This window comes from Sphingopyxis sp. LK2115 (assembly GCF_014595975.1).
In the GTDB taxonomy this organism is placed as follows: Bacteria; Pseudomonadota; Alphaproteobacteria; order Sphingomonadales; family Sphingomonadaceae; genus Sphingopyxis.
On sequence record NZ_JABWGQ010000050.1, the window covers coordinates 10860 to 22000 of the forward strand.

An 11141-nucleotide genomic window follows, 5' to 3' on the forward strand; every position below is an offset into this window, starting at 1 on the left:
GACGGTTCGACATGAACGCCCCCGTCAAAAGGCCGCGCCGCCGAGCGGCCGCCGCGGAGGAGGCTGCGCCAGAGGCGAAGGAAGCGGCGTCGGCGCGATCGGTTCATTCGATCGCGCTGGTCGCCGCCCCCTTCAACTCCTTTCGCCGCCCCTCGATCCAGGTCGGCCTGCTCGCCGCGATCGCACGCCAGTGCGGCTGGACTGCGCGAACGCACCATCTGTTCCTCGATTTTGCGGTGATGATCGGCAGCGAATTTTACGAACGCATCGCCAATGATCGCGGCGTGGCGGTGGGCGACTGGCTGTTTTCGGTCGAGGCTTTCGGTCCCGATGCGCCCGATGGCGACGGACGCGCGATGCTCGCGGCTTTCGATCTCAAGGACGCCGAGCAATTGTTGATCGTGCGGCGCGATGTCGTGCCGCGCTTCGTCCGGCTGGCGGCCGAAGAGATTGCGCGATCGAACCCAACGGTCGTCGGTTTTACCTCGACCTTTCAACAGACCGCGGCGGCGATTGCGATTGCCCGGCGGCTGCGATCGATGCTGCCGCGCGCGCGCTTCCTGTTCGGCGGCGCCAATTTCGAGCGTGACATGGCGGCCGAATGGATCGCGCATGTCCCCGAGGTCGAATTGGTGCTGAGCGGCGAGGCCGATGACAGCTTTCCGGCGCTGCTGCGTGCCATTGACGCGGGCGAGGGGATTGATCGCGTCGCTGGACTGAGCTGGCGCGACGATGACGGGACGGTGCGGCAGAACAAGCCCGCGAAGATGATCACCGCGCTCGACCGCAATCCGACCCCCGATTACGCCGAATATTTCGATCGCGCCGAATATCTGGGCCTCGTCCGGACCGGACTGCGCAACGACGTCCGCATCCCCTTTGAAAGCGCGCGCGGATGCTGGTGGGGCGAGCATAGCCACTGCGTCTTTTGCGGGCTCAACGCGCTGACGATGAAGTTCCGGTCCAAGTCGCCTGACCGGGTGTGGACCGAGCTTGCCGAACTTGCCGAGAGGCATCGAAGTTATCATTTCGAGGCTGTCGATAACATCGTCGACCGCGATTACCGCGGCGCGCTGTTGCCCAGGCTGTCGGCGGCGGATGCGACCTACGACATTTTCTATGAGGTCAAGTCGAACCTGAAACCCGACGAGATTCGCGATCTGGCAGATGCGGGAATCCGCACAATCCAGCCCGGAATCGAAAGCCTGTCGACCCCGGTGCTGAAACTGATGCGCAAAGGCGTGCGCGGGCTTGACAATGTCAACCTGCTGCGCTGGTCGGCCCATTATGGCGTCGCGGTGAGCTGGAACGTGCTGTGGGGCTTTCCGGGCGAGAAAGCCGAATATTATGCCGAACAGGCGGACTTGTTCCGCCATCTGCACCATTTGCAGCCACCCTCGGCGGGGCTGCGCGTATGGCTCGAACGCTATAGTCCGTTGTTCAAGGACGAAGCGAGCTTTCCCAAGACATCCCGCAAGCCCGAACGCTCGCTCGACTTTATCGTGCCCGCGCGGATCGACAAGGAGGCAATTGCCTATTTCTTTGAATATGAACTGGAAAACACGCTGGCCGACCACGATTTCGACAGCATGGCCGAGGCGATCGGCGTCTGGAAAGAGGCGTGGATGCGCGGTTGGCGCCCGCAACTGCGCTATTTCTCGTCGCCCGGTGTCGTCACCGTCGAGGACAGCCGCCACGCGCCCGAACCGCGGCTGACGCGCCTCACCGGACGCGACGCGCGCATTTTCCAGGCGCTGCTTGAAAAGCCGCTGAGCGCCGGGCGTGTCGCCGAGCTGATCGACGAACCGCTCCAGCGCGTCGAGCGCTCGCTGCGCCTGCTGAGCCATGAAGGGCTGATCGCGAGCGAAGGCGGGCTGCACCTGTCGCTGCCATTGCCGGCACGGCGGCGATGAACGTCGCCGTGACCGGGACCGCCGCGGCGGGGATCGACGGCGTTACCGTCGAACGGCTGGCCGCGACCCTGCGACCGGAGGATGATGCGGTCGCGGCGCTGCTGCTCGATCGCGCGCGCTCGCTCCTGGCCTTCCTGCGAGCCGGTGCGTCGGTGCCGCTGCTTGCCGCCCCGACAGGTGCGCTGCCCGCCGACGTGCGGCAGGCGCTCCGCGCCAGGCCCGGCCTGCGCGCGGGGACGAGTAACGGCGCCGCCGCGCTGGCCGCGCTGGAGGCGACGCGGCGACGGCTGCGCGCACGGCTGTCCCCCGGCGAAGCAGGAGCATTCGACCAGCTGGTCCATCTGGGTGCCGCACCCGCCAGCGGACTGGCGATGATTCCCGCGCCCGCGCTCGGCCTTGCCGACCCCGCCTTTGCGGCCGCCGAACCGGCCGAACCGGCCGCGCCGCCGACGGGCTTTGCCGACCTCGTGCTGATCGCGAAGCTGACCCGCCATTGCAATTTGCGCTGCACCTATTGCACCGACTGGCGCGAAGGGCCGGGGAACCAGATGACCCCGGCGACGCAGGCGCTGATGGTGCGCCGTGTCGCCGAGGACCGGTCGATCGCGGCGGCGCGTTTCATCTGGCACGGCGGTGAACCCAGCCTGATCGGCGTGCGCAAGATGCTCGGCTTTCTGTGGTTGCAGGCGCGGCTGCGACGGCCGGGGCAGATATTTGCCAATTCGATCCAGACCAACGCCGCTGCGCTGCCCGACCGCGCGGTCGCGCTCTGGCGGCTGTTCGACTTCAAGGTCAGTGTCAGCCTCGACGGACCGCGCGCCATCCACGACCGCCAGCGACGCACGGCGCGCGGAGGCGCATCGTTCGATGCCGTCATCGACGGGATCGCGCGGCTGCGCGAGGCGGGTATCTTTGCCGGGGTGCTGATCGTCGTGACGCCGGAAATCGCGGCCTATCCGATCGAAAGGCTGGTCGGCGAACTGGTCGATGCGGGTGTCCACGCAGCGGGTTTCCTGCCCGTGCGGCCCGATGCGGGGACCGGTAAGGGCCCCTATCTGCCGCCCGCCGCTTTTTCGGATTTCCTGATCCGTCTGTTCGACCTGCTCCGCACACGCCCCGACCTGCGCTTCGACGTCCGCGAGATCGACGCGCTGCACGCGGCATGGCAGCGACGGCCGACGGGCTTTTGCGAGCTCAACGGCCCCTGCCTTGGCGGTTATTTCGGGATCGAACCCGACGGCACGGTGCGCCACTGCGACAAGTTCCTGGGGTCGGCAAGCCACGCGCTCGGCAATCTGGCCGAGCGCAGCCTTGCCGATATCCGCGCAAGCGCCGGGATGGCGGCGCTGAAGCAGCGCGAGGCCGAACGCTGGCTGCGGCTGCGGTCGTGCGCCTGGTATGGGCATTGCAAAGGCTGGTGTCCGCACGAGAGCCATATCGCCGCACTGCGCGGCGAGACTGCGCGCTGTTGTGGGCTGGCCCCGGTGTTCGATCATTTCGCGGCGCTCGCGACCGCCGAAAGGCTGAGCGCATGAGTGCGGCCGCAATTGCCTGCCATGCCTGTGCCGCCGCGCGCCGCGCCTCGCTCGGCGTGGCCGCTGCGCCGCGCGGCGCGTTGCTCGCGCTTCCGGGCTGCGCCTGCCAGACGCTGCCCTCGGGCGAACGACGCAAGCGGCTGCTCGTCCCCGGCGCCGGGCCGCTCGCCGAACTGTCGGCACGCTATTTCGCCGAGGTCCGGCATTGGGTCGCGGTGGCCAAAGGGTGCGACGTGCGTGCGCTGGGAGCGGCCGCCGACGTCGCGCTGGGGCTTGGCGCGGGATGGCGACGCTGCGACGCGGCGGCGCGCGCGACCGGCGAGATGCTCGAACGCTATGGCGCCGCGCTGGTGCCGCCGGGAAGCGGCGCACGCGTTGTGCTGACCGACTGGCGCGGGGCGGTGTGCGGCGACGGACCGGCGGCGGCGGCGTGGCTGCCCTATCACCGGCACGGGCGTCCAGCGCTTCCCGCGTCGTCGACGGGACTCGGCTTTGCGTTCGACCGCAATCGCGCGCTGCGCGCCGCGGCGCACGAGATGATCGAACGAAGCGCGATCGACACGCTGGCGCGGGACGGGGCGCGCCGTGCAAAGCCGTTGGGTCCGGTGCGCATCGGCAAGGTTTCGGGGCATGGCTTTCACATCGCGGCGCCATTGCCCGTCGCGCTGGTGCTGGTCGCCGACGGGAGCGGCCGGATCGTAGCGGCCGGGGCGGCGGCCAGGACCGGAATCGATGCGGCGCTGATCGCGGCGCGGCGCGAGGCGGCGCTTGGCTGGCTTGTCGCGCAGGGTCGGGTGCTGCCGGGCGCGGGGCTGGATGGCGCGGGCCTGCTGGGGCCGCTCGCCGACCTTCCGCTGTCCGAATGGCCCGTGGCGCGGCGCCGCGGCGCCGTGGAGCCGCCTTTGTCACCGCGCGGGGCGTTGACGCGCCGCTTCGCATTCGCCGACCTGACGCCGGGCGACATCGCGGCGGCGGGCGGATGGGTCGTGCGCGCGATGGAAAGGACGGCCGCCGATGCTTGACATGGTGCCGCCGCACGCCACCGATCGGGTACGGTTGCTTTGCGGCAGCGATGCGCGCGCCGTCGCCCCGCTGCTCGACGCGGCCGCGTCGGCGGTTGAGGTCGCCGCAGGCGTGCGCCTGCTGCGCGGTGGCGGGGCGGTCTGGCGCGGGCAACCACGAGCGGTCGCCAGGCGGCTCGCGGCCGCGCTGCGACCCCGGCCCGACCGCGACGAGATACGCGCGTTCGACAGCCGCGCGGGCGCCGTCACCGCGCGCCATCTGGGCGAAGCCGTCGTCGACGCCGACCGCGTGGGCGACACGATCGACAGCGGCGGCACCGTCGTGTTCCAGAAGGTCGACAGCCTTGATTTCCACTGGCACCGGCTGGCGCGCGCATTCGAGGGGGCGACGCGCCAGCCCGCCCAGATCAATGTCTATGCGGGCGCACCGGGCGCACCGGGACTGGAATGGCATCGCGACCCGCACGATGTGCTGATCCTGCAATTGGCGGGCGCCAAGATTTTCGCGGTCGAGCGCGATGCGGGCGCCGCCGACATCGCGCTCGCCCCCAGCGACCTGTTGTGGCTGAGCCGCGGCGTCGGCCATCGTGCGACGAACGGCGCCGCGGGATCTATCCATGCCTCGCTTGGCCTGCTCCACTGGATGCGCGACGCGATGGCGGTGCCGGTCATCGACCGGCGGCCGCTGGCTTCGCCGGTCGCCCGCTGTCGGCTGAGCGTCGAAGAGCGCGGCGCCGCGCTGCTCGGTTGGCGCCCGTTTCGCAAGCTGCCCCCCGACGTGGCCGACGGCGAGCTTCTGCGGCCCGACCTGCTCGCGCTGATCCATCTCGCGCGGCGCGAGTCCATTCTCGATCTTGGCGGGTTTCGCCGCGCGTTGGGCGGCGAGGAGGCAAGGATGATCGAAGCGGGGCTTTGTCCGCCGAGCCTGCGGCAATGGCTCGGAACCCGTTTGAGGCCGGTGCGCGTCCTGGCCGACCTGATCGCGCCGCTGGATCCCGGAGAAACATGATGCGAAGCGACGATCGTTCCCGCTGCCTGCTCGATCTCGTCCGGCGAGACCGGCCCCGCTGGTTGCAGCAAGGCCGGACGATCGCGCGGCGCGAAGTGACGAAGGCGCAGGAATCGGTGGGCGCCACCGGAATCGGGCAGGACGAACTGGTTGCGCTGACCGAACGCCTCTCGCCCGAACTGCCCGCCGCCGCGCTGTCGCCGGGCGAGGTTGATACGCTGGAGGCGATCGTCCACACCGAATTGCGCCCCGCGCTGCTGGTGCAGGACGGCACCTTTTTGCCGCCGCCGGAAGAATGGCGGCATCTTGAAACCTATCGCGCGGGGATCGACCGGGCGATTGCGCGGACATGCCGCATCGAAACGGAGGGCGGCATCGCGCTCGACTGGGTCGGCACCGGCTTTGTCGTCGCGCCCGACCTCGTCGCGACCAATCGCCATGTTGTGCAGGAGTTCGCGTCCCACGAGCCCGGCCGCGGCTGGCGCATCCACGACGGTGTCACGGTGCGCGCCGATTTCCGGCAGGAGATCGGCAGCACCGCGGTCGCCGATGTGCCGGTGACGGGTATCTGGGGTGTCCATGATCGCTTCGACATCGCCATCCTGCAGATGCGACCCGGCCTGTGTCCCAGCCCGATCCCGGCGGGCCTCGCCAATCTGGCGGCGCAGCGTGATGTCGTGGTCATCGGCTATCCCGCCTATGACTCGCGACGGAATGACGCCGCCGTCATGGACCGCATCTTTCGCGGCATCTATAATGTGAAGCGCGTGCAGCCGGGGCGGATCATGCTGCGCGACACCGCCAATTACCTGCTGCGCCACGACAGCTCGACGCTCGGCGGCAATTCGGGATCGCCGGTGATCGACGTTCGGACCGGTCGTCTGATCGGCATTCACTTTCGCGGGCAATATCTGCGCTGGAACGACGCCGTCGACATTTCCTGACCGATCGCGCATAAATGGGATCCCCGGCAATCGACGGCTGCCGCGGTGACCGCCCCGTCGCGAAAGTCGCTCGCGGGTTGACGCGGATCAATGATATGATCCCGCAAAATGATCCAATCTCATCCCCTCGCAGGAGACTGGACGATGAAGAATATCCTCGTTCACGCCGCGGGCGACGAAGGCTTGACCACGCGGATCGAAAGCGCGCTGGCGATCGGCCGCCGCTTTGGCTCGCATCTCAGCTTTCTGATCAGCTCGCCCTATCAGCAATTTATCGCAGCCGATCCGTTCGGCGGCGTCTATCTGGCGAAAGAGCAGCTGGCGCAGGCCCAGATCGCCGATGCCGAGCTGGAACAGCGACTGCGCGCCGAACTCGAGCGCGAGGATGTGCCATGGGATGTCGCGGTGGCGGACGGCGATGCGTTGTCGACGATGGCGCTCGCCGCGACGCTGGCCGATCTTTCCCTTGTCTCGCTTGACACGTCCGACCGGCGAGGGCGGCATGCGTCGACCATCGCCGGCGACCTGGCGCTTACGGTCCCGGTGCCGGTCCTCGCGCTGCCCGCCGACGCCCCGCCGATCGACCTCGATGCGCCGGTGATGGTGGCGTGGAACGGCAGCCCGCAGGCGGCGAGTGCGCTGCGCGCCGGCGTTGCGCTGATGCGCGACGCCGCTTCGGTCACGCTGGTAACGGTTGGCGACGACGACGGCCGCGTCGCGGCGGAGGATGCGCTGCGCTATATGTCGCGGCACGGCGTCCATGGCGAGCTGCGCCGCGAGGCGAAGGGAATGGATGCTTCCGAAGAAGTGCTGGTGCGCGTTGCTGACGAGATCGGCGCCGGGCTGGTCGTCATGGGCGCCTTTGGCCGGTCGCGGCTGCGCGAAACATTGTTCGGCGGCGTCACGCGCTTCATGCTCGACGTCGCGCCCGCGCCCCTGCTGCTCATGCACTAGGACCGATCGACATTCAGGGGATTCCCAAAGCGGGAGATGCCTGATTCATAGGACTCCGCCTTTGCGGAGGGACTCGTGGGATCAAGCGATACGCGCTGAGCGAAGCGCAGTGGCAGCGGATCGAGCCGCTGTCGCCGGGCAACGCCTGCTATCCGCGACGGACGGCTTCGGACAACCGGTTGTTTGTAAACGGCGTGTTCCGGGTTTTGCGGTCCGGCGCCCGCTGGTCGGACCTGCCCGAACGCTGCGGCAAGCCGAGTCGGCGTGCAATCGCTTCACCCGCCGGGCGCGCGCGGGCGTCTGGGCGCGAATGTTCGCCGTGCTGGCCCGCGACTGCGACAATGGCTAGCTGACGATCGACAGCTCGATCGTCCGCGCCCATGCCCAGGCCGCAGCTGCCCAAAAAGGGTGCACACGACCAGGCTTTTGGGGCGCTGCCGAGGAGGATTGACGTCGAAGTGGCCTATCGCAGCCGACAGCTTCGGCCGCCCCGTGCGCTTCATCCTGATCGTCAGAAGGCGGAACGCCGCACAATGGCAAGGAAAATGGCTCCCCGGGCAGGATTCGAACCTGCGACCAATCGATTAACAGTCGATTGCTCTACCGCTGAGCTACCGAGGAACATCCCGCCGTGGCAGGCGAGGCGCTCCTTTGCCGCCGCTTGCCGGATATTGCAAGCCCTCAAACGATAAATTGTTCCATCGCGATGCGTTCGTCGAGGCCCTGGTCGGGATCGAACAGCAGGGTCAGCGGCCGGCTGCGGTCGGTGGTGACGAGAACGGTCTTTACGTCGCGGATTTCGCGCTGGTCGGCGACCGCGCTGACCGGGCGTTTGGCCGCTTCGCGCACGTTGAAGCGGATGCTCGTCGATTCGGGGACGAGCGCGCCGCGCCAGCGCCGCGGGCGGAAGGGGCTGATCGGGGTGAGCGCCAGCATCGCCGAATCGAGCGGCAGGATCGGGCCGTTGGCGCTAAGATTATAGGCGGTCGATCCCGCGGGGGTCGACACCAGCACGCCGTCGCAGGCCAGTTCCTCCAGCATCGTCCGTTCGTTGATCATCACTTCCAGCTTGGCGGCCTGGCGCGTTTCGCGCAGCAGCGAAATCTCGTTGATCGCGGGCAATATGTGGCGCTCGCCGCTGACCGTCACGATGTCGCCCGACAGCGGGTGGATCAGATAGGGGCGCGCCGCGGCGACGCGGTCCAGCAACCCCTCGACGCGAAATTCGTTCATCAGGAATCCGATCGTGCCGCGGTTCATCCCGAACACCGGCAGGCTGCGCCGCTGGTCGAGCAGCTGGTGAAGCATATGAAGCAGGAAGCCGTCGCCGCCGAGCGCGATCAGCAGATCGGCCTCGCCGACGTCGACAAAGTCATAGAGCGGGCGCAGTTCGGCCTCGGCCTCCATCGCGGCGGGCGCGTTCGATGCGACAAGCGCGATCTTGCGAAACATGTGGTCCGGTTCCCCCTTGCGGCCGCCGCGTCAGCCGCCCGTTGCACTCATATGACGCGCGACCGCCGGTGTGGATTCGCGTTCGATGCGAAAGTCGTGCGCGCGGGGTTTGCCAGCGAGGGCGCGGTCGATCAAGCCGTCGACGTCGCCGCCTTCGCGCAGCGCCGCGCGCAGGTCGACATGGTCATCCTGTCCCAGGCACATATAGACGCGCCCCTCGACCGTCAGGCGGATGCGGTTGCACGTCGCGCAGAAATTGTCGCTGAGCGGGGTGATGAGGCCCAGCGTGACCGGGCTGTCCGCGACCGCAAAATAACGCGCGGGACCGCCGGTGCGCTTGTCGAGCGGACAGATGGCATGCGCGTCGCGGAGCGGGGCGATGAACTGGTGCAGGGGGATATAATGGTCGCTGCGGTCGTCCTCGACCTCGCCAAGCGGCATGGTTTCGATAAGCGTTAAGTCGCAGCCATTGTCGGCGCACCAGCGAAGCATCGGCAGCAGCTGGTCCTCGTTCAGCCCGGCAAGCGCGACCATGTTGATCTTGACCGCGAGCCCCGCGCGCCGCGCCGCGGCGATGCCGTCGAGAGCGATGGCAAGGTCGCCGACACGGGTGATGTGACGGAAAGCCGCCGGATCGAGCGTGTCGAGACTGACATTGACGCGCCGCACGCCCGCCGCCGCGAGCATCGGGGCATGATCGGCGAGCCGCATTGCGTTGGTGGTGAGCGTCAGTTCGTCGAGCCCTTTGCCGATCAGCGCGCCGAGCCGCATGGCCAGCGTGTCGATTCCGCGCCGCACCAGGGGTTCGCCGCCGGTCAGCCGGATGCGCCGGATGCCGCGCGCGACGAATCGTTCGGCCAATTCGGTCATTTCTTCGATGCTGAGCACTGCCGATTTGGGCAGGAAACGCATATCTTCGGCCATGCAATAGCGGCAGCGAAGGTCGCACCGGTCGGTCACCGACAGGCGTAAATAACTGATCCGGCGGCCATGGCCGTCGATCAGCGGCGCTGCCGCCGCGGCGGGGGGAGATTTTGTGAAAGCCACCTGCATCTTGTGATGCAAAAGGCAAGCGTTTGGCAAGCAAAGCCTGTTAGGGAAACCCGATGAATCGCTTGTCCGAATCCCTGACCGCCTGCGCCCGAAAGATCGAAGCGCAGCACGATCGTCACGACGAGGATGCCGGGGTCATTCTGGTGCAGGTCGACCAGATGGCGCGCATCAATAACAGCGCGGGGACCGCCGCAGGCGACGCGGTGCTGGACGAAATCGGCCGACGGCTCGAAAACTTTGCCGGTGACGAGTTCGGACCCGGTTCGTGCGTCGAGCGGCTCGACGGGCCGCGCTTCCTGATCGTGCCCGCGACGCCGATCGCGCTCGGCGCGCTGCGGGCGCAGGAACGCGCGCTGCACGTCGCGCTCGCCGAACCGATCGTCGGCGACCCGCACGGCCGCCTGTCGATCCGCATCGCCACGGCACTGATCGTGCGCGACGAATCGGTTGCCGAACAGCTGCTGCAGGCGTGCGAACAGCTCGCGCGGCCCGCGTCGGCGCGCGACGGCGTGATGGTCCATGCGGCGCTGTCGCGGAACGAGGTCGTGATCCATTACCAGCCGCAATATGATGTCGCGACCGGCGCGATGACCGGGGTGGAGGCGCTGCTGCGCTGGCAGCATCCCGAACTCGGCCTGCTCGGCGCGGGGCCGCTGGTGACGGCGGCGCGCGCGGCGCGCCTCGAATGCGAACTGACCGAACATGCGCACCGGATCGCGCTCAACGAAATGGCGCGCTGGCCGGGGCAGCTTGGGCGGCTGCGCGTGTCGCTCAACATCACCGCCGCTGACCTCGGCGATCCCGACTTCGCCGCGCGGTTCGCGGCAATGGCCAGGGATGCAAAGGTCGATCCCGACCGGCTGACGCTCGAACTGACCGAACAGGCGATGCTGAGCGACCCCGCGAGCGCCGCCGAGCAGTTGGCGCAGATCCGCGCGCTCGGCTGCGCCATCGCGATCGACGATTTCGGCACTGGCTATTCCAGCCTGTCGCTGCTCGCGCGGTTGCCGATCGATTATCTGAAGATCGACAGCGGCTTTACCCGCACGATCGACGGCAGCGACCGCGACCGCATCGTGGTGCGCGCGATCGTCGATCTGGCGCGCGCTCTGGGCCTGCTGGTGGTGGCCGAGGGGATCGAGAATGAACGCCAGCTCGCGCGGCTGGCCGAGATCGGGGTGGCGACGTGGCAGGGATTCCTGAAATCGGGACCGGTGCCGGGGGACCAGTTGCTAAAGCTGATGGAATGATCGTCGCCT

The 11141-nt window shown here is 68.2% G+C and carries 10 protein-coding genes and 1 tRNA gene; 8 read left to right on the top strand and 3 right to left on the bottom strand.

What is annotated here, in order from left to right; translation table 11 throughout:
* Positions 1–11: 11 nt before the first annotated feature.
* From HUW43_RS11380 to HUW43_RS16025, 7 genes are all read left to right on the top strand, one after another.
* On the top strand, positions 12–1913 hold the full coding sequence (locus HUW43_RS11380; protein WP_188237521.1) for a RiPP maturation radical SAM C-methyltransferase: 1902 nt from the start codon (positions 12–14) through the stop codon (positions 1911–1913).
* Positions 1910–3448, top strand: a complete 1539-nt coding sequence (locus tag HUW43_RS11385) for a radical SAM/SPASM domain-containing protein (RefSeq protein ID WP_188237522.1) — start codon at positions 1910–1912, stop codon at positions 3446–3448. The genes HUW43_RS11380 and HUW43_RS11385 overlap by 4 nt, the downstream gene beginning before the upstream one ends.
* Positions 3445–4470, top strand: coding sequence for a hypothetical protein (locus HUW43_RS11390; RefSeq protein WP_188237523.1), 1026 nt, complete (start codon positions 3445–3447; stop codon positions 4468–4470). Before HUW43_RS11385 ends, HUW43_RS11390 begins: the two co-directional genes overlap by 4 nt.
* On the top strand, positions 4463–5479 hold the full coding sequence (locus HUW43_RS11395) for a JmjC domain-containing protein (protein WP_188237524.1): 1017 nt from the start codon (positions 4463–4465) through the stop codon (positions 5477–5479). Before HUW43_RS11390 ends, HUW43_RS11395 begins: the two co-directional genes overlap by 8 nt.
* The gene (locus HUW43_RS11400) at positions 5479–6423 is read left to right on the top strand and encodes a trypsin-like serine peptidase (RefSeq protein ID WP_188237525.1); all 945 of its coding nucleotides are present in this window, start codon (positions 5479–5481) and stop codon (positions 6421–6423) included. The genes HUW43_RS11395 and HUW43_RS11400 overlap by 1 nt, the downstream gene beginning before the upstream one ends.
* Before the next feature lie 144 nt (positions 6424–6567).
* Positions 6568–7377: a universal stress protein gene (locus HUW43_RS11405; RefSeq protein WP_188237526.1), complete on the top strand. Its 810-nt coding sequence runs from the start codon at positions 6568–6570 to the stop codon at positions 7375–7377.
* Between the two features lie 95 nt (positions 7378–7472).
* Positions 7473–7730, top strand: a complete 258-nt coding sequence (locus HUW43_RS16025; protein WP_223181488.1) for a transposase — start codon at positions 7473–7475, stop codon at positions 7728–7730.
* A 193-nt stretch (positions 7731–7923) separates the two neighbouring features.
* Here the strand turns inward: HUW43_RS16025 and HUW43_RS11415 are convergent.
* The 3 genes from HUW43_RS11415 to moaA form a co-directional block, all read right to left on the bottom strand.
* Positions 7924–7998 (bottom strand) — tRNA-Asn (locus tag HUW43_RS11415).
* A 60-nt stretch (positions 7999–8058) separates the two neighbouring features.
* The gene (locus HUW43_RS11420) at positions 8059–8829 is read right to left on the bottom strand and encodes an NAD kinase (RefSeq protein WP_188237527.1); all 771 of its coding nucleotides are present in this window, start codon (positions 8827–8829) and stop codon (positions 8059–8061) included.
* A 30-nt stretch (positions 8830–8859) separates the two neighbouring features.
* Positions 8860–9876, bottom strand: a complete 1017-nt coding sequence (gene moaA / locus HUW43_RS11425) for a GTP 3',8-cyclase MoaA (RefSeq protein ID WP_317450860.1) — start codon at positions 9874–9876, stop codon at positions 8860–8862.
* A gap of 59 nt (positions 9877–9935) precedes the next feature.
* Between moaA and HUW43_RS11430 the strand changes: the two genes are divergently transcribed.
* Positions 9936–11132, top strand: a complete 1197-nt coding sequence (locus HUW43_RS11430; protein WP_188237529.1) for a GGDEF domain-containing phosphodiesterase — start codon at positions 9936–9938, stop codon at positions 11130–11132.
* Positions 11133–11141: the final 9 nt, after the last annotated feature.

Bases quoted from the DNA above. Each gene is read 5' to 3' on its own strand.
- HUW43_RS11405 (WP_188237526.1), top strand. From the start codon at position 6,568: ATGAAGAATATCCTCGTTCACGCCGCGGGCGACGAAGGCTTGACCACG.
- HUW43_RS11390 (WP_188237523.1), top strand. From the start codon at position 3,445: ATGAGTGCGGCCGCAATTGCCTGCCATGCCTGTGCCGCCGCGCGCCGC.
- HUW43_RS11395 (WP_188237524.1), top strand. From the start codon at position 4,463: ATGCTTGACATGGTGCCGCCGCACGCCACCGATCGGGTACGGTTGCTT.
- HUW43_RS11380 (WP_188237521.1), top strand. From the start codon at position 12: ATGAACGCCCCCGTCAAAAGGCCGCGCCGCCGAGCGGCCGCCGCGGAG.
- HUW43_RS11430 (WP_188237529.1), top strand. From the start codon at position 9,936: ATGAATCGCTTGTCCGAATCCCTGACCGCCTGCGCCCGAAAGATCGAA.
- HUW43_RS11400 (WP_188237525.1), top strand. From the start codon at position 5,479: ATGCGAAGCGACGATCGTTCCCGCTGCCTGCTCGATCTCGTCCGGCGA.
- HUW43_RS11420 (WP_188237527.1), bottom strand. From the start codon at position 8,829: ATGTTTCGCAAGATCGCGCTTGTCGCATCGAACGCGCCCGCCGCGATG.
- HUW43_RS11385 (WP_188237522.1), top strand. From the start codon at position 1,910: ATGAACGTCGCCGTGACCGGGACCGCCGCGGCGGGGATCGACGGCGTT.